This is a genomic window from Citrobacter sp. Cpo126 (genome assembly GCF_030332445.1).
In the GTDB taxonomy this organism is placed as follows: Bacteria; Pseudomonadota; Gammaproteobacteria; order Enterobacterales; family Enterobacteriaceae; genus Citrobacter; species Citrobacter portucalensis.
Map to the genome: position 1 here is coordinate 824,101 of NZ_JAOWHT010000032.1, position 18,404 is coordinate 842,504.

Annotated in this window: 18 protein-coding genes; 9 read left to right on the forward strand and 9 right to left on the reverse strand. The window is 53.1% G+C overall.

Annotated features, from left to right (window positions below):
- Positions 1-44: 44 nt before the first annotated feature.
- Together chbB and osmE are read right to left on the reverse strand one after the other, a co-directional pair.
- Positions 45-365 carry a PTS N,N'-diacetylchitobiose transporter subunit IIB gene (gene chbB, locus OGY17_RS13170; RefSeq protein ID WP_003832547.1) on the reverse strand — a complete coding sequence of 107 codons (321 nt, stop codon included), beginning with the start codon at positions 363-365 and terminating at the stop codon, positions 45-47.
- A gap of 298 nt (positions 366-663) precedes the next feature.
- Positions 664-1,005 carry an osmotically-inducible lipoprotein OsmE gene (osmE, locus tag OGY17_RS13175; RefSeq protein ID WP_003030621.1) on the reverse strand — a complete coding sequence of 114 codons (342 nt, stop codon included), beginning with the start codon at positions 1,003-1,005 and terminating at the stop codon, positions 664-666.
- A gap of 210 nt (positions 1,006-1,215) precedes the next feature.
- Between osmE and nadE the strand changes: the two genes are divergently transcribed.
- Both nadE and cho read left to right on the forward strand, forming a co-directional pair.
- Positions 1,216-2,046: an NAD(+) synthase gene (gene nadE, locus OGY17_RS13180; protein WP_032943150.1), complete on the forward strand. Its 831-nt coding sequence runs from the start codon at positions 1,216-1,218 to the stop codon at positions 2,044-2,046.
- Between the two features lie 131 nt (positions 2,047-2,177).
- A complete protein-coding gene (gene cho, locus OGY17_RS13185) occupies positions 2,178-3,065 on the forward strand; it encodes an excinuclease Cho (protein ID WP_191214769.1) in 888 nt (295 codons plus the stop codon).
- Here the strand turns inward: cho and ves are convergent.
- The 7 genes from ves to astC form a co-directional block, all read right to left on the reverse strand.
- Entirely contained in the window at positions 3,025-3,600 is a 576-nt protein-coding gene (gene ves, locus OGY17_RS13190; protein ID WP_103285095.1) for an environmental stress-induced protein Ves, read from the reverse strand. The genes cho and ves overlap by 41 nt on opposite strands.
- 353 nt (positions 3,601-3,953) lie before the next feature.
- Positions 3,954-4,439, reverse strand: coding sequence for an ATP-independent periplasmic protein-refolding chaperone Spy (gene spy, locus OGY17_RS13195; protein WP_003832537.1), 486 nt, complete (start codon positions 4,437-4,439; stop codon positions 3,954-3,956).
- Between the two features lie 348 nt (positions 4,440-4,787).
- Complete coding sequence (gene astE, locus OGY17_RS13200; RefSeq protein ID WP_100272575.1) at positions 4,788-5,753, reverse strand: succinylglutamate desuccinylase; 966 nt, start codon at positions 5,751-5,753, stop codon at positions 4,788-4,790.
- Complete coding sequence (gene astB, locus OGY17_RS13205) at positions 5,746-7,089, reverse strand: N-succinylarginine dihydrolase (protein ID WP_191214771.1); 1,344 nt, start codon at positions 7,087-7,089, stop codon at positions 5,746-5,748. Before astB ends, astE begins: the two co-directional genes overlap by 8 nt.
- On the reverse strand, positions 7,086-8,564 hold the full coding sequence (astD, locus tag OGY17_RS13210) for a succinylglutamate-semialdehyde dehydrogenase (RefSeq protein WP_191214773.1): 1,479 nt from the start codon (positions 8,562-8,564) through the stop codon (positions 7,086-7,088). The genes astB and astD overlap by 4 nt, the downstream gene beginning before the upstream one ends.
- Positions 8,561-9,595, reverse strand: a complete 1,035-nt coding sequence (astA, locus tag OGY17_RS13215) for an arginine N-succinyltransferase (protein WP_048235515.1) — start codon at positions 9,593-9,595, stop codon at positions 8,561-8,563. The genes astD and astA overlap by 4 nt, the downstream gene beginning before the upstream one ends.
- Positions 9,592-10,812: a succinylornithine/acetylornithine transaminase gene (astC, locus tag OGY17_RS13220; RefSeq protein ID WP_100272578.1), complete on the reverse strand. Its 1,221-nt coding sequence runs from the start codon at positions 10,810-10,812 to the stop codon at positions 9,592-9,594. The genes astA and astC overlap by 4 nt, the downstream gene beginning before the upstream one ends.
- A gap of 444 nt (positions 10,813-11,256) precedes the next feature.
- Between astC and xthA the strand changes: the two genes are divergently transcribed.
- From xthA to OGY17_RS13255, 7 genes are all read left to right on the forward strand, one after another.
- Positions 11,257-12,063, forward strand: coding sequence for an exodeoxyribonuclease III (gene xthA, locus OGY17_RS13225; RefSeq protein ID WP_003030642.1), 807 nt, complete (start codon positions 11,257-11,259; stop codon positions 12,061-12,063).
- 223 nt (positions 12,064-12,286) lie between these two features.
- Positions 12,287-12,943 carry a TVP38/TMEM64 family protein gene (locus OGY17_RS13230; RefSeq protein ID WP_170974252.1) on the forward strand — a complete coding sequence of 219 codons (657 nt, stop codon included), beginning with the start codon at positions 12,287-12,289 and terminating at the stop codon, positions 12,941-12,943.
- The gene (locus OGY17_RS13235; RefSeq protein WP_191214775.1) at positions 12,940-13,650 is read left to right on the forward strand and encodes a TVP38/TMEM64 family protein; all 711 of its coding nucleotides are present in this window, start codon (positions 12,940-12,942) and stop codon (positions 13,648-13,650) included. Before OGY17_RS13230 ends, OGY17_RS13235 begins: the two co-directional genes overlap by 4 nt.
- A gap of 32 nt (positions 13,651-13,682) precedes the next feature.
- The gene (locus OGY17_RS13240; protein ID WP_191214777.1) at positions 13,683-14,852 is read left to right on the forward strand and encodes an ABC transporter substrate-binding protein; all 1,170 of its coding nucleotides are present in this window, start codon (positions 13,683-13,685) and stop codon (positions 14,850-14,852) included.
- Entirely contained in the window at positions 14,825-16,360 is a 1,536-nt protein-coding gene (locus OGY17_RS13245; protein ID WP_191214779.1) for an ABC transporter permease family protein, read from the forward strand. The genes OGY17_RS13240 and OGY17_RS13245 overlap by 28 nt, the downstream gene beginning before the upstream one ends.
- Positions 16,360-16,992 carry an ATP-binding cassette domain-containing protein gene (locus OGY17_RS13250; RefSeq protein WP_032943130.1) on the forward strand — a complete coding sequence of 211 codons (633 nt, stop codon included), beginning with the start codon at positions 16,360-16,362 and terminating at the stop codon, positions 16,990-16,992. The genes OGY17_RS13245 and OGY17_RS13250 overlap by 1 nt, the downstream gene beginning before the upstream one ends.
- A gap of 88 nt (positions 16,993-17,080) precedes the next feature.
- Positions 17,081-18,388, forward strand: coding sequence for a sulfurtransferase (locus OGY17_RS13255; protein ID WP_167819846.1), 1,308 nt, complete (start codon positions 17,081-17,083; stop codon positions 18,386-18,388).
- Positions 18,389-18,404: the final 16 nt, after the last annotated feature.

The window sequence follows — 18,404 nt, forward strand, 5'->3', positions numbered from 1 at the left end:
GTTAATGAAATAACTCTTTGACGGGAAAAATTAAAATAAAATAATTAATTTGCTGCGGCTTTTTTAATTGCTGCAACAGCAGCCTTAAGCACGCCTAAACCATCGACTTTGCCATACAGCAGCGAGTCAATCACTTCCACAGGCTTGTTGGGTAACAAACGCTGAATTTCGGGCAACATATAAGCAATTTGTGGACCTAATAACACGACATCGGCGACAGGACCTTTTTCTCCGGCCAGCGTTTCAGGAAACGCTTCAATAATAACCGGCACTTCGTATTTTTCGGCCTGAGCACGCATCTTCGAAACCAACAATGAAGTCGACATGCCCGCAGAACAAAACAGATAAATGTGTTTCTTTTCCATTAAAACGATCCTCATGTGCGATTATCTGTCAACCAGACACTCCGCAAGCCATAACCTGCATCCATGCTCTGGGTAACTTGCGTCAGCTAAATTACTTTTTTAGGTGGCTGAAATGAGTATACGGGATTGCACCGGTGGATGGTATTTCCTTGACCAACTAAATTGTCTCTCCTTGACCTGTCGTTATGACCCCCCTCACATTTCGGGCAAATAATTCGCGGCAATAAATAAGATCGTTCGGCACAAAAAAACCGGCGCGATGGCCGGTTCTTCTGAATGCTCAGGCAATAAGCAGTTGTTACTTCTTCGCCGCCTGCGGGTCAGTGTCGTACTCTGCGCAGGTCTGGTAACCGGAGTTAATCACATGTCCGGTGTCGTCTAAAGCAACAAAATAGGTTTCAGCTTTACCATCTCGTTGACCCAGGATGTAGGTCTGGCATGTCCCTCGCGCATGAATCATGCTGACTTCAGAAGAAGGTTTACCGGCAATCTGCGCCACCTGCGCCCTGCTCATCCCTTTCTTCACATCTTTCACCACGGGCTGAACAAATTGGTCTTTGGTGCGATCGTAGGCCGTACACCCTGCCAGCATAGTCAAAACAGCCGCTGCGCTTAGAATTCCTGTTAGGTTCTTGTTCATATTCCGTCCTCTTGTATTTCAGCGTGTTATATAAGCCTGGAGCACAACAACACATTTTTCAAGCAATCAGATGATACTTAGGTCGTTTCGGAAAATTCTATTAAAACAAAATGATGTTAGATCAGGCCTGCATCCCTTGTCGTTTGGGTCCCAACGCGTTAGCTTTAACACATCATTTTTTTGATCATTTCATTTTTCGGAGGGGGTTAAATGACTCTGCAGCAAGAGATAATCCAGGCGCTTGGCGCAAAACCGCAAATTAATGCAGAAGAGGAAATTCGCCGCAGCGTGGATTTCTTGAAATCCTACCTGCAAACCTACCCTTTTCTGAAATCACTGGTATTAGGGATAAGCGGCGGACAGGACTCAACGCTCGCGGGAAAACTTTGCCAGATGGCTATTTCCGAGCTTCGCGAAGAAACGGGGAATGACGCGCTGCAGTTTATTGCCGTACGTCTGCCGTATGGCGTTCAGGCTGATGAACAGGACTGTCAGGATGCCATCGCCTTTATCCAACCTGACCGCGTGCTCACAGTAAATATTAAGGGTGCGGTACTGGCCAGTGAACAGGCCCTGCGTGAAGCGGGTATTGAACTGAGCGATTTTGTCCGTGGCAATGAAAAAGCCCGTGAACGTATGAAGGCCCAGTACAGTATCGCCGGAATGACCAGCGGTGTTGTCGTGGGTACCGATCATGCAGCAGAAGCCATCACCGGATTTTTCACCAAATACGGCGATGGCGGTACTGACATTAACCCTATTTTCCGCCTGAACAAGCGTCAGGGTAAGCAGCTGCTTGCCGCACTGGGTTGCCCGGAACATTTATATAAGAAAGCGCCAACGGCCGACCTCGAAGACGATCGCCCTTCTCTGCCGGATGAAGCCGCATTAGGCGTCACCTATGACAACATCGACGATTATCTGGAAGGAAAAACGCTGGCTGCCGACATCGCGAAAAAAATTGAAGGCTGGTATCTGAAGACCGAACACAAACGTCGCACACCGATCACGGTGTTTGATGACTTCTGGAAAAAAGCGTAATTTTTTTAGTCACATATTGCCGGATAGCACTGGGATCACCGCTGTCCGGCCCCTCTCCCTGGTCTGATGCCGCTTTTTTAATCGGTTTCAAACTGCTACACTGGATGAATAACCAGCATCCGGAGTGAGAAGTGGTACGGCGTCAATCAGCCCCACGCCTGACATTTGAGGCAGCGGCAATCTATGAATATCCAGAGCACCTGCGTCCATTTTTGAGTGCGCTTCCCACCGCGCCAGGCGTCTATCTGTTTCACAGTGAAAGCGACACTATGCCGCTCTACATTGGTAAAAGCGTCAATATTCGCAGCCGCGTGCTGGCACACCTGCGTACCGCAGACGAAGCGGCAATGCTGCGTCAGGCCAAACGCATTAGCTGGATTTGTACGGCGGGAGAAATTGGTGCCCTGCTGCTGGAAGCGCGGTTGATCAAAGAACAACAGCCGTTGTTTAATAAACGACTGCGGCGCAATCGTCAGCTTTGCGCCTTGCAGCTTACCGACCGAACTGTTCAGATTGTCTACGCACGAGATATTGATTTCTCCCATGCACCCAATCTGTTTGGCCTGTTTGCCAATCGCCGCGCAGCGCTACAAGCGTTGCAAAGCCTCGCGGATGAACAACAGCTGTGCTACGGCCTGTTGGGGCTGGAACCCCTGAGTCGCGGGCGCGCCTGTTTTCGCTCCGCGCTTAAACGCTGCGCCGGAGCGTGCTGCGGAAAAGAGAGTCATGAAGCGCATCATTTGCGTCTGTTAGCGGCGCTGGAAAGAGTGAGAGTGATTTGCTGGCCATGGAGCAATGCTATTGCACTGCAGGAAACCGGCGCTGAAATGACACAGTACCATATCATCAACAACTGGCTGTGGCTGGGAGCCGTTTCAACGCTGGATGAAGCGACTACCCTTGCGCGTATGCCAGCAGGCTTTGACCATGATGGCTACAAAATTCTCTGCCGGCCTGTTCTGTCTGGTCAATATGACATTATTGAACTGTGTCCGGAGAATGCCCCGGCATCCAGTTAATCTCGCTGAACAGCAATTTTCCCTCGCGCTCCAGCAGTCGTAATGTGTGTTTGCCGTCATGCCAGCTCGCACCCTGGTCGGCCGTCAGCAGTTTATCGCCCAGTTGCCATGCACCACTGATAACAAACACCACGCCGCCGCGTGAACCAAAGGTCGTAAAGGTGCGATCGGCAACTCTGACTTTTGCCTGGCAAACATCTCGTCGGGTCATGATATTAAAATCCATAGACATCTGCCCTTCCGTCAGCTTTGCTTTTACCACCTTGTCACCGGCAAAGGTAAAAGGTTGGTGCTGTTTGAGGGTATGCGTAAAGATGTTCGCTTCTTCCAGAGTGACCTCCCCTCCCTCCAGCAGCGTAATCACGCGTTCTACACCCGGGAAAAGTGAAAATTCACCGTTTGCTGCAATGGAGGCGATACTCGCCCGCCAGTGAAAATCTCGTGTTGCTGGCGGAAAACAGCAAATCTCACGCGTTTCCCCCGCACCATTCCGCCAGAGGTTAACCGGCATTTTGCGGATATCAAAGTATTCCATCATCCCTCCAGAAAGGAGAAGCATGGCAGCCTGCCGTAAACAGACAGCCATAAATCATCATTATTATGTTCACCCTGCAGATTATTGTTATCGGCAGCAGAGTTGATTTGCCTTAGCGATGAACCCGGCATTTTGCAAAAAAGAATAACGCGCTGATCCAGGTAGAATTTTCGCGGGCTTCAGGAGAATAGCGTGTCGTGCGTCCGGTGCAATAGGCAGAAATGAAAAAACCGCCGATCCTGCCCACATCGTTATACGTGTTGTGGACAAGAGCGGCGGTCTTGAGTTTTGTTTCGCACTGTGCGGCAATCAGCGCGACACAGTGTGAATGATTTAGTGTAGACGCTGATCGATTACTCGGCAGCTTCCGGCATTTTACCTTTCTGCGCTGCACGTTCTGTCAGACGCTTCTCAAAATTGGCATTAAACTGCTTTTTCTGTTCCGGGGTCAGAATGTTGTAAATTTTGTTCTGGGTTTCCATATGCGCCAGCATGTTGGCTTTGCGCTGTTCTTCCATCTTCGCAATCTGCGCTTCGGCTTTCGCTTTATCGAAGCTATCGCTGGCGATGATATCGTGCATTGCACGGCGTTCTTCCAGCGGCGGACGTTTCATCTGATCGCGCTGGCCTTTCATGATCTCGCGAATCTGCTGTTTCTGAGCGTCAGTCAGATTCAGGTCTTTAAACATCATGTCGTGATGCGGGGCAAATTTGCCGTTGTGGTGCATCATCGGTTTAGCATCCGCTGGTGCAGCTGTTGTAGTGTCAGCAGCATGAGCCAAGTTCGCAGCACCCAGCGCCAGAGTAGAGGCAACAAACAGAGCAGTCAGTTTACGCATAATTTCTATCCTTTCTTTCAGTTATTTTTACGACACTCATGCGACTCTTATGCAATGTGATGTCGTGTTGACGAGAGTAACTTTACCGGCTTAATCGTCAATTAATCAGAGCAACGGTAAAACCGTGAAAGTGTAAAAAACAAACTTTCATCAATTATGGAGAAAAAAAGAATAAATTGCGTAGAGTTGAAATTAAAAATTACAAGCGGATGATTTTGAAAGGATTATGAAGAACTATACCTGAACCATGATTATTAAGAAAGCAACTCACCAGGAATAATCCGTAATAAATAAAAACAGCACGTAAAAATAAGCCCTTAGGGATAAACCTGAGGGCGAATATATTTATCACAACTTTTCGAGCATCAATCCGGCACGTAAACCACAGGCCACGTTAGGGTTGGGAAAGAGAACGTATTCAACATCATGGGTGACGATAAAACGTTCATCTCCGTCCTGCGCCAGCAAGGTGCCTTCTTTAAAGGGGGTAAAGTTTAGCGTCTGGTTATCCATGTGGAGAATGAAATCGTCGCTACGACGCGTGATTTGCGACACCACGCGATAACGCAGCGGGGATATTTCTCTCGTCGCCCCTCGTTCACCCCGCAGCAGTTTCTCCAGTGCGTCTGCCGTTTGTGCAAACTGGGTGAGGTCGTTTTGTCCAAACGGCAGCGCTTTACCCAGTTCCAACGTACAGGCCAACGCACCAAAATGTTCCCCGCTAAAATGGGTGAACGTGCCGCCAGGCGTCTGATGGAAAACTAGCGCTTCCAGTCCCGCATCCCCCAGCCATTCAAGAAAATCCTCGTCCCAGGCAACGTTGCGTTGTGGCAATACGCCAAAGCGCAGATGCTGTGAACCGCGGATCGCGGTGTGCAGATCCAAATGCCAGCGCACAGGCTCCTTTGCGCGCGAATAAAAATCTTCAAGACACAGCTCAAGCTCGTGGGCTCGGTGCGTTTCTTCACTCGCGGTAAAAATCTGCCACCGGCCGCCAAACATACGATTCAGGTCGCTATGACAATATCGTTTTCCCGCAGCCAGCGCCTGCGGGTTTCCCAGAATCACCAGCAGCCGCCATGTCAGTGTCAGCTCGCCGCTAAACAGACTGGAAAGCAATGAATCGAGTATCTCTACCGGCGCGGTTTCATTGCCATGGATCCCCGCAGACAGCACCAGTGAATGTTCAACGGGTGCAAGCGGCGTCAGTTCCAGAATTCCGTGACCGATCCACTGCCAGTCAAAACCATGAGTGGTTCCTTGCGTTTTCTCTGGAGTGGCGCCTGCGAGCGTGATCGCCAGAAAGTTATCCATGGCGCATCCCCTCCTGCTGGAAAGGATACACTGAGCCGAGGTTGAGCAATTGCGTCAGCGTATCCAGCGCTTCACGCCCCTCGCGCAACAGCTGTGGGTCGGCAAGGTCGGCAGCGGTAAGACGATCGCGATAGTAACGGTCAACCCAGTTATTCAACGTGTTAAACAGCGTGTCGTTCATGATAACCGCCGGATTCACCGCCTGCTGTTCCTGCGGGGTGAGCACCACTCTCAGGCGCAAGCATGCCGGACCACCGCCGTTGGACATACTTTCACGCAGATCGAATACCCGCAGGTCATCGATCGGATTGTCTTCCTCGAGAAGCCGGTTCAAATACCGCCACACGCCAGCATGCTCCCGACACTCCTGCGGCAGGACCAGCATCATCGAACCATCACTACGACTCAGCAACTGACTGTTAAACAGATAAGTGGTCACGGCATCCTGCACCGACACTTCCGCTGTCGGGACTTCCAGCGGGGTAAAACCTGCCACCTGACTGCGCAACTGCTCTAACAATGCCTGCTGTCTGACAAACGCCTGCTGATGACAAAACAGCACCTGGCGATTCGATACCGCAATCACATCGTTATGGAACACGCCAAGATCGATAACGTCCGGGTTTTGCTGGGCAAAAATGCGCTTATGTGGGTTGACCTGATTCAGTCGCGCGACCGCTTCGCTGGCCTCACGGGATTGCCTTGCCGGATAGCGTTTCGGTTGGGATGCATTGCCTTCTTCACGACCGTAAACAAACAGCTGTACGCCGGGGTCACCGTAATCTCCACCCAGGCGGTTATGGTTTGCCGCCCCTTCATCACCGAAAAGCGCAACCTGGGGCAACGCGCCGTGGACCGCAAAGCTATTCTCATCACGGAAAATCGCCCGTAACAATGCTTCGGTAGTAGGCGCTTCCAGTGAACGGTGGAACTTATTATTCAGATTCGCCACCGTCAGATGCACTTTCCCGTCCAGCGAGTCTGCCGAAGGGCAAACCGTTGCCGCATTCGCTACCCACATAGGCGATGCGGAGCTGGCACTGGAGAGCCAGTGAGGCGCCTGACGCGACACTTTATCCAGCACCTGTTCGTCACTGCCGCTAAAACCCAACTGACGCAGAACCGGAATATAAGGCCGCTCGTGGGGCGGGATCACCGCCTGAGGAAATCCTGCATCCGCCAGTGCTTTCATCTTTAGCAGACCTTGCTTTGCCGCCAGACGCGGGTTCGACACCTGAAATCGATGTTTGGTTGAGGCCTCATTACCAAATGACAATCCAGCATAGTGGTGAGTCAGTCCCACCAGACCATCAAAATTTACCTCACGGGCTTTCATAGCTTATCCTCGCGAGAAAAATCCAGTCCGGGGCTAAGCGCCGTTGGCAGCGTTAAGGCCGGGGATTCCAGACTTGCCATCGGCCAGGCGCAATAATCTGCGGCATACCACGCGCTGGCGCGATGGTTCCCGGAAGCGCCTACACCGCCAAACGGTGCGGTACTCGCAGCGCCGGTTAACGGCTTATTCCAGTTGACGATCCCTGCCCGCGCCTCCAACAGTAGCTGTTCAAACTGGCCGCGATCGGGCGAAACTAACCCACATGACAATCCAAAGCGGGTGTTGTTCGCCATACGAATCGCATCATCAAAGCTGTCATAACGCCAGACGCCGAGCAGCGGACCGAAAACCTCTTCATCAGGTACGTTCCCCGCCCCGGTCAGTTCGATGATTCCAGGGGTCAGCAGTGACGTTCCGGCATTTACCAGACGTGGCGCTAACAGCGTACGGCCGCCCAACGACGCCAGACGCTGCCAGGCATCATAGACGTGTTGCGCTGCCTGTTCGGAAATTAGTCCACCCATAAATGGCTGCGGTTGTGCATCCCAGTTGCCGGGCATTAAACGCTGACTAACCTCCACCAGACGCGCCAAAAACGCATCACCCTGCGCGCCTTTTTTTACGAGCAGGCGGCGGGCACAGGTACAGCGCTGTCCGGCGGTGACAAATGCGGACTGAATGGTCAGATGCACTGCGGCATCAATATCTTCCGGATTCTCAATAATCAGCGGGTTGTTGCCCCCCATCTCCAGGGCAAGGATTTTTTCCGGCTGGCCGGATAACTGCTTATGCAGCTGATAACCGGTATTCGCACTGCCGGTAAACAGCAGGCCATCGAGGTCTTCCAGCGCACTCAACGCCTGCCCCGTTTCACGTCCGCCCTGCACCAGATTCAGCACGCCCGGCGGCAACCCCGCCTGCTCCCACAGTTTTGTTACTGCTTCACCGGTCCACGGCGTCAACTCGCTGGGTTTGAAAATCAACGTATTGCCTGCCAGCAATGCCGGAACAATATGACCATTGGGTAAATGACCGGGGAAGTTATACGGACCAAAAACCGCCAGCACGCCGTGTGGGCGATGGCGCAACGTTGCCGCACCATCCGGTAGTTCGCTGTGCTGCTCACCGGTACGGGCATGATAAGCTTTGACGGAGATGGCGATTTTATTGATCATCGCCGTCAGTTCAGTCGCGGCTTCCCAATGAGGTTTTCCGGTTTCCTTGGCGATAATCTGAGTTAGCTCGGCTTTATTGCTTTCCAGTAATAAAGCAAACTTTTCAACAATAGTCTGGCGTGCGCTGAAAGGCTGTTTAGCCCAACCGGCAAAGGCTGCGCGTGCGGCCTGGCACGCTTGCGTCACCTGCATTGCATCTGCATCATTACCGTGCCACAGCACATCACCGCTTACCGGGTTGGTTTTCACCCGACGCTCGCCCAGCCCCGTCACCCAGTCACCGTTTATCCATAGTGTCATGCTGTTTTCTCCTCTGCACAAAGACGTACAAAACGTACATGGTCGCCCGCGTGGCATTTCAGGGCATCCAGTTGCGCCGCCGTCAGTACCAGACGTTGGGTATCCGGGTCTGAGCGAACCAGCATGACGCGGAAGTTTTGATAGTTTTCATTGGCAACCAGACAGGCCGGATAATCACCGGTTGCTGGCTGACCTTCCGCCACTTCCACCAGCCTGCTTTTACGAATAGCCCGAACCCGGTCGATATCGCATTCCAGCGTTGGCCCACCGTCGAAAATATCGACATAGTTGCGGTAGCGAAATCCCTCTTTCTCCAGCACCGCCCGCGCTGGGGCCGTTTGCGGATGTACCTGACCAATCACGCCTTGCGCTTCATCAGACAGAAAATGGGTATAAATAGGATGCTTGGGCATCAGTTCAGCAATAAAGGCTTTCTGTCCTGTTCCGCAGAGAAAATCCGCCCGGCTGAACTCCATTGAGAAAAAGCGTTTACCGAGGCTTTGCCAGAACGGCGAGTAACCGTGCTCATCAATCACGCCGCGCATCTCGGCCACGACTTTCTCATTAAATCGGTCGCGAAAGGCCGCCATAAACATAAAGCGCGATTTTGACAGCAAATAGCCGTTGCCTTCTTTTCGCCAGTCCGGATCGAGAAACAGCGTGCAAAGCTCGCTGCTACCCGTGTGATCGTTACTCAGAAACAGCGTCGGCAGCGCGTTATAGACATTCAGCTCTTTCGAGGCGTGGACCAGGGTACCAACCCGATAGTTGTACCAGGGATCGTTAAGCCCTACCGCCACCTCAATGGCGCAAATCCCGGCCACGGTCCCGCTGGTACTGTCTTCAAGCACAAACACATATCCCTGCTCACTTTTTGGCAACTCACCGCGCCAGGTTTGGAGTGAACGTTCGATACGCGCCATCAGCGTAGCTTCATTCGCCGGTAGCGAGGTCAACCCGCCGCCGGTCTTACTGGCAAGCTGCATCAACGCGGTGATATCCGCGCGTTCAATGGGACGAATCACCATCATGATGAACCTCCTGCTTTAATGCGTTCGCAGGCCAGCGCAAAGCGATCCAGTCCGGTGGCGACTTCTTCTTCGCTGACGTTGAGCGCTGGCGCAAAACGCACCACGTTAGCGCCAGCGATCAGTACCATCACCCCGGCAACAGCCGCTTCTTGCGAGATGAGTTTCGCTTTCCCGGCAAATTCCGCGTTCAGCACGCAGCCGATCAGCAGTCCGAGTCCACGAATTTCACTAAACAGTCCAAAACGTTCGTTAATGGCGTTTATACGCTCCACAAACCAGTCGTGGCGCTGTTTTACTCCATTGAGCACTTCCGGTGTATTCACAATTTCCAGCAATTTACCTGCCACCGCCGTCGCCAGCGGGTTTCCGCCGTACGTTGTACCGTGTGTACCAACCGTCATCACACTGGCGCAACGCTCTGTCGCCAGCAGTGCGCCGATGGGGAAACCACCGCCCAGCGCTTTTGCTGTCGTCAGCAGATCCGGCGTCACGCCGTAGTGCATATAGGCATACAGCTCCCCGGTACGGCCAACACCGGTCTGAACTTCATCAAAAATCAGCAGCGCATTATGGCGATCGCATAACTCACGTAGCCCCTGCAAAAAGGCTTTTGTTGCCGGTACCACACCGCCTTCACCCTGCACAGGCTCCACGATAACCGCACAGGTGGTGTCATCAATCAGTTGGCTGGCAGAATCGAAATCGTTGTATACGGCATGACGGATATCCGGCGGCAGCGGCGCGAAATCCTGTGAGTAGGCAGGCTGTCCTCCGGCGCTGACGGTAAACAGCGTGCGGCCATGGAAAGCATTTTTAAACGCTACAATCCCGCTCTTCTGGCTGCCAAAACGATCGTGGGCATATTTACGCGCCAGTTTTAGTGCCGCTTCGTTGGCTTCTGCACCGGAGTTACAGAAGAAAATGCGCTCGGCGAAGGTGGCGTCAATCAGCTTTTTCGCCAGACGCAGTACCGGCTCGTTGGTGTAGCCATTTCCCGTATGCCAGAATTTGCTCGCCTGGTCGTTTAATGCCTCGCGCAATGCTGGGTGGGCGTGACCCAGCGCGTTAACCGCAATGCCTCCCGCGAAATCGATATACTCTTTACCCTGCTGATCCCACAGGCGTGAACCTTCACCCCGCACCGGAATAAAAGGGGCCGGAGCGTATACGGGCATCATCCATTCATCAAAATTTTCACGCGTAATTGACAGAGACATAGCGACCTCAACGGTAAATAAAAGGTTATTTATATGTTAATAAATATAGTGTTTGCGGTGTAAATGTAGATTGCAGGGTTCGTGCCAGCCAGCGAAAAAAGTGCATAAACGGAGGTCGATGACGGAATATCAACAAGTTACAACGTAGCGATATTCACTACATGTGCATATAAAGTGAATATGTTTGCGCATCAGGCGACTAAACAGAGGAAAAAACGCAGTTTTATTCAGTCGCCAAATATAATTCTGGAATTGTGATCGTATACGAAATTTTTCGGAAATTATTGACCCATTCCGACGCGCTTCGCGCCAAAACGGTGCAGTTTTTGCTCCATCGTTAACACCATTAGCAATCATTGTTGGAATCAGGTGACAAGAAGCAGTCAGGCTGCAGAAATTCTGCTACCATCCTTGCACTATTCATCTTGCAAAGTGGCAGCGACTATGAAATTTGTCTCTTTTAATATCAACGGCCTGCGTGCCCGTCCCCATCAACTGGCAGCCATTGTCGAAAAACATCAACCGGATGTTATTGGCTTACAGGAGACAAAAGTCCACGACGATATGTTCCCTCTCGAAGAGGTAGCAAAGCTCGGTTACAACGTCTTTTATCACGGTCAGAAAGGTCATTACGGCGTGGCGCTGTTAACGAAAGAAACGCCAATTGCGGTACGTCGTGGCTTCCCGGGCGATGACGAAGAAGCGCAGCGTCGGATCATCATGGCAGAAATTCCGTCCCCTCTGGGCAGCATCACGGTGATCAACGGCTATTTCCCGCAGGGCGAAAGCCGTGACCATGAAACCAAATTCCCCGCCAAAGCCGCGTTTTATCAGAACCTGCAAAACTATCTGGAGACTGAACTGAAGCGCGACAATCCGGTATTGATTATGGGCGATATGAATATCAGCCCAACCGATCTCGATATCGGCATCGGTGAAGAAAACCGTAAACGCTGGCTGCGCACCGGTAAATGTTCCTTCCTGCCGGAGGAGCGTGAGTGGATGGAACGCCTGCTGGGCTGGGGTCTGGTGGATACTTACCGTCACGCAAATCCTGAAAAGAATGACCAGTTCTCGTGGTTCGACTATCGCTCAAAAGGCTTTGACGATAACCGTGGCCTGCGTATCGACCTGCTGCTGGCGAGCAACCCATTGGCGGAACGCTGCGAAGAAACCGGCATCGACTATGAAATTCGCAGCATGGAAAAACCGTCCGACCATGCGCCTGTATGGGCTAAATTCCGCGTCTGACCTTCTGCGTCTTTTTACTCTCCAGGCCCGGCCTGGAGAGTCTGTTTATTCTGTGCAAAATCAATAAAGTGACGGTAATACATTGTTACGGCCGGGAATTTATTATATCTTCGCGCGCGCTTTTCGCTGACGAAAATGCTCCATTGCACTCGGTTTTACAGGAGAACCCCCATGAAAAAGAAGTTCGCATAAAGCAGAATACCGGCTGCTGATTGTCGCGGTCCTGTTCTGCGTTCTGGCGGGAGTTTTCCATCATTATGGTCTGACCGACCTGATAACCAATTTCCATCATTTACAAGACGTCATCCGCCAAAGCGGTATGTTCGGCTATACGCTTTATATCCTGCTGTTTATTGTTGCTGCGCTGTGTCTGATCCCAGGCAGCATCCTGGTGATCGTCGGCGGTGTGCTGTTTGGCCCCGTGGCTGGGACGCTTATCTCGTTAGTGGCAGCAACCGTGGCCTCGGCGCTGTCGTTTTTGCTGGCTCGCTGGCTTGGACGGGATCTACTACTGAAATACGTTGGGCACACGGCGACGTTTCAGGCTATCGAAAAAGGCATTGCCCATAGCGGAGTAGACTTTCTAATCCTGACCCGGCTCGTGCCGCTGTTCCCCTATAATATTCAAAATTACGCCTATGGGCTGACGGCCATTCCGTTCTGGTCATTTACCGTAATATCGGCACTTACCACCTTACCCGGCATCTTTATCTATACGCTGATGTCGCATGAACTCGCCAGCGAAGGCATTACCCTGGTATTCATCGGTAAGCTCAGCGTGGCAGGGCTGGCGTTATTCGCCCTCGTTCAGGCAGCCAAAGCCTGGGCCCGATATAAGCATATCGATCCGTCAGCCAACCATGAGTGTACGGGTAAATGATAAAACGGAATAAAGCGCGGCTGGCTCGCTATTACCGAGCGGGTTTGATTGCTCTGCTACTGCTCGCGCTAATGGCATGGGCATGGATACCTGGCGTGAGTGATTTTCTCCACGGCAGCCTGGCAGCATTTACCACACTCGATCAGCATGCTCTTGAGAACTTTATTCGTTCTTATGGAACCCAGGCGGCAGTGGTGTCGTTTTTCCTGATGATCTTACAGGCCATCGTTGCACCGCTTCCTGCGTTTGTGATCACGTTTGCCAATGCCTCGCTGTTTGGCGCATTTTGGGGCGGCGTACTATCCTGGAGCAGCGCAATGGCAGGTGCGGCGCTGTGCTTTTTTATTGCCCGCATTTTAGGTCGCGGTGCAGTAGAAAAGCTGACCGGAAAAACGGTGCTGAACAATATGGACGCTTTTTTCGAGCGCTATGGTAAGCACACTATTCTGGTCTGCCGCCTGTTACCTTTTGTGCCGTTCGACCCGGTAAGCTACGCGGCAGGCCTGACCTCAATTCGTTTTCGCCATTTTTTCATCGCCACAGGCATCGGACAGTTACCCGCCACTATCATCTACTCATGGGCGGGAAGCCTGTTAACCGGCGGCACATTTTGGTTTGTGACGGGTCTGTTTGTCCTGTTTGCCCTAAGCGTGGTGATATCGGTGGCGAGAAGCCTTTATCTTGATCGCCAACGGAAAAAAAGCTGAGACCTTCCCCCATTTTTAGCCATGGAGATATTATGCGTTACTGCTTATTGTGTCTGAGTTTGTTGCTCTGCCCGCTGGCGACGTTTGCCCAGGACGCCAGATGGCAACAAATCAAAAATGACGCCCGTGGTCAAACGGTGTGGTTCAACGCCTGGGGTGGCGACAATGCAGTTAACCAGTATCTCGACTGGGTTAGCGGCGAGATGAAAACGCACTACAACATTAACCTGAAAATCGTGCGCCTGGCAGACGCCGCCGATGCCGTAAAACGCATCCAGACGGAAGCGGCATCCGGGCGAAAAACCGGCGGCTCTGTCGATTTACTGTGGGTTAACGGCGAAAACTTCCGTACGCTAAAAGAAGCCGGGCTGCTGCAAACCCAGTGGGCACAATCGCTGCCTAACTGGCGCTATGTTGATACACAAAAACCGGTGACCGAAGATTTCTCCGTTCCAACAGAGGGGGCTGAATCACCGTGGGGCGGTGCCCAACTCACCTTTATTGCCCGGCGCGATCTCACCGCGCAGCCGCCGTTATCTCCGCAGGCACTTCTTGAATTTGCGCAGGCGCACCCTGGCACGGTGACCTATCCACGCCCGCCAGACTTTACCGGAACGGCTTTTCTTGAGCAGTTGCTAATTTCGCTCACCACCAAACCACAGGCATTGAAAGTTGCGCCAGATGCGGCGACATTCGCTGAAGTTACCGCGCCATTGTGGCAGTATCTTGATACCTTGCATCCTGTACTTTGGCGTGAAGGCAAAGATTTTCCGCCCACGCCAGCACGAATGGATTCACTGCTCAATAGCGGCACCCTGCGTTTATCATTGACCTTTAACCCTGCCCACGCGCAGCAAAAAGTAGCCAGCGGCGAGTTGCCTAAAAGCAGCTACAGTTTTGGTTTCTCACAGGGCATGCTCGGCAACGTGCACTTTGTTGCCATTCCGGCGAATGCCCACGCCAGTGCCGGAGCAAAAGTCGTGGCAAACTTCCTGCTTTCTCCTGAAGCGCAACTGCGCAAAGCTGACCCGGCTGTCTGGGGAGATCCTTCGGTGCTTGATCCACAAAAATTGCCTGACGAACAGCGTGATGCGTTGCTGGCGCGGATCCCTCAGGGGCTCCCTGCCGTGTTGCCAGAACCGCATGCAGCCTGGGTAAACGCTCTGGAACAAGAATGGCTACGCCGCTACGGTACGCATTAATTCTGCTACTCTGGGCCATCATGGCGGCAGTTTATCTGCCGTTGGCGCCAGCGGCATGGTCTCTGATAACACCGGCGCTTAGTATCACACACTGGCTGGCGCTCTTTGCCGATCCTCAACTTCCGCAGGCGTTACTGGCAACGCTGGTTTCCGTCGGCCTCGCGGCTGGGGGCGCGCTGACCATCGCGCTGCTGGCGATCCTCGCCTTGTGGCCCGGCACAGGCTGGGTACGTCTGTATACGCGTCTTCCGTGGCTGCTGGCAATTCCGCACGTTGCCTTCGCCACCAGCGTGCTGTTGATTTTTGCTGAAGGCGGCATACTTTGGCAATGGTTCCCGTTCCTCAGCCCACAGCCGGACCGCTACGGCATTGGACTTGGCGTAACGCTGGCGGTGAAAGAGAGCGCTTTTTTGTTATGGATTCTCTCGGCCCTGCTGAGTGAAAAACAACTTTCTCAGCAGGTTATCGTATTGGATTCGCTGGGTTACAGCCGACTGCAATGCCTGAACTGGCTGGTTCTGCCCGCTATCGGCCCGGCATTAGGTAAAGCTATGCTGGCGATTGTTGCCTGGTCACTCTCCGTTGTTGATGTGGCAATCGTTCTTGGCCCCGGCAATCCGCCAACGCTTGCCGTATTGAGCTGGCAGTGGCTCAGTCAGGGCGACGTCGAACAGCAGGCGAAAGGCGCACTTGCCAGTCTGTTGCTGGTGCTGTTGCTCCTTGTTATCGCGCTGGTGGGTTATCTGCTCTGGCGTGCCTGGCGACATACTATTCCGGCAGTAAACGGTGAACGCCAGCATTTTTCATCTATGACAATCGCACGCCCGCTGGTACAGATTTTGCCCGTCAGCGGTGTGGTATGCGCGCTGGTGCTGGCGCTTATCGCCAGCTATTCCTCGCTAAACAGCGAGGCGCTCAGCAACAGCCTGCAACTGGGGCTCCTTTCCAGCGTGCTGGCGCTTCTGATACTTTTTGCCTGGCTGGAATGGGGTCCACAAACCGGACACCGCTGGGTCTGGCTACCGCTCATTTTGCCTGCGCTACCGCTGGTAACCGGACAATATCTGCTGGCGTTATATGCCGAACAAGATGGACTGATGACGACCATTATCTGGGGCCACCTGCTGTGGGTGATGCCCTGGATGCTATTTGTGCTTAAACCGGCGTGGCAGCGCATTGACCCACGATTAATTTTGATTGCGCAAACCCTGGGCTGGACGCGGTGGCGGATATTCTGGCTGGTGAAATGCCCACAGCTGGCACGCCCGGCATTGATTGCCTTCGCGGTTGGCTTCTCGGTTAGTATCGCCCAGTATATGCCAACGCTGTGGCTAGGTGCCGGACGCTATCCCACGTTAACCACCGAAGCGGTGGCATTAAGCAGCGGCGGTAGCAGTGCGATTCTGGCAACACAGGCGTTGTGGCAGTTGCTTTTACCACTGCTCGTTTTCGCACTTGCAGCCTTTCTCACCGCGTGGATTGGCCGCTTTCGACAAGGACTTCGCTAATGCTTACTGTACGAGGCGCTTCGTTGTACCAGGGCGTGAAAGCGCTGGTGAAAGACGTTAATTTTCAGGTTAACAAAAGTGACATCGTCACAATTATGGGACCTTCCGGCAGCGGGAAATCTTCGCTGTTTTCATGGATGATCGGGGCGTTGTCTCCCCAGTTCCAGGCCTCAGGCGAACTGTGGCTTAATGAACGACGCATCGATACGTTACCTACCGCGCAGCGCCAGATTGGCATTTTGTTCCAGGATGCGCTGCTGTTTGACCATTTCAGCGTTGGGCAGAATTTACTGCTGGCCTTACCCGCCAGCCTGCAAGGTCCCGCCAGACGCCATGAGATTGAATGCGCTCTCGCGCGCGCTGACCTGGCAGGTTTTTATTCGCGCGATCCGGCATCACTCTCCGGCGGACAACGCTCACGTGTCGCCCTGCTCCGCGCACTACTGGCGCAGCCCCAGGCGCTGTTACTTGATGAACCCTTTAGCAGGCTGGATGCGTCGCTACGCGATAACTTTCGCCAATGGGTCTTCACCGAGGTGCGTAAGCTGGGGATCCCGGTGGTACAAGTCACGCATGATGCGCAGGACGTGCCGCCTGCAGGCCGCGTATTTCAGATGGAAAACTGGGCGTGAATGTGGCGATATGCTGCGTTAACGCAAGGTTTTTACGTAACTGGTGGCACAGAATGTCGTCTTCTTTTTTTCAACGTCAGGCTATTCGATGAAACGTGTTTCTCAAATGACCGCGCTGGCACTGGCTTTAGGGCTCGCTTGCGCTTCTTCCTGGGCTGCTGAAACAGCACAGACGCTCACCCTCAACCAGTTACAGCAAAAGCAAGGCGCGGCGATCGATACCCGTCAGAGCGCTTTTTACAACGGCTGGCCACAATCGCTCAATGGTCCTTCAGGACACGAACCTTCCGCACTGAACCTGTCTGCCGCCTGGCTCGACAAGATGAATGATGAACAACTCAGCGCCTGGGTTAAGTCACATCAACTTAAGACCGACGCTCCGGTGGCGCTATATGGCAGTGATAACGACATGCAGGCCGTTAAATCCCGTCTGCAAAAAGTTGGCTTTAACCAGATTTCAACCCTCAGCGATGCGCTGACAGATCCTGCGCGTCTGCAACGTCTGCCGCACTTCGAACAGTTGGTTTACCCACAGTGGCTGCACAATCTTCAGCAGGGTAAAGACGTGACTGCCAAACCGGCGGGTGACTGGAAAGTGATTGAAGCCGCCTGGGGCGCGCCGAAGCTGTATCTGCTCAGCCACATCCCCGGCGCGGGTTACATTGATACCAATGAAGTTGAAAGCGAACCGCTGTGGAATAAAGTTTCCGACGAGCAGCTTAAAGCGATGCTGGCGAAACACGGTATCCGCCACGACACCACGGTAATTTTATACGGCCGCGATGTCTATGCCGCCGCTCGCGTGGCGCAAATTATGCTGTACGCAGGCGTGAAAGACGTTCGTCTGCTCGACGGCGGTTGGCAAACCTGGTCCGACTCAGGTTTACCGGTCGAACGCGGCACTCCGCCAACGGTGAAACCAGAGCCTGATTTCGGCGTGAAAATCCCTGCCCAGCCGCAGCTTATGCTGGATATGGAACAGGCGCGCGGTCTGCTGCATCGCCAGGATGCATCTTTGGTGAGCATTCGTTCATGGCCGGAATTTGTCGGTACCACCAGCGGTTACAGCTACATTAAGCCAAAAGGTGAGATCGCAGGCGCGCGTTGGGGCCACGCGGGCAGCGACTCCACCCACATGGAAGATTTCCATAACCCGGATGGCACCATGCGCAGCGCGGATGACATCGCCGCCATGTGGAAGCAATGGAATATCCTGCCGAATCAACAGGTCTCTTTCTATTGCGGTACCGGCTGGCGTGCTTCAGAAACGTTTATGTATGCCCGCGCGATGGGCTGGAAAAACGTCTCTGTTTACGATGGTGGCTGGTACGAGTGGAGCAGCAATCCGAAAAACCCGGTCGCCAGCGGTGAACGGGGTCCGGACGCCAGCAAGTAAGACTGGCATTATTGCC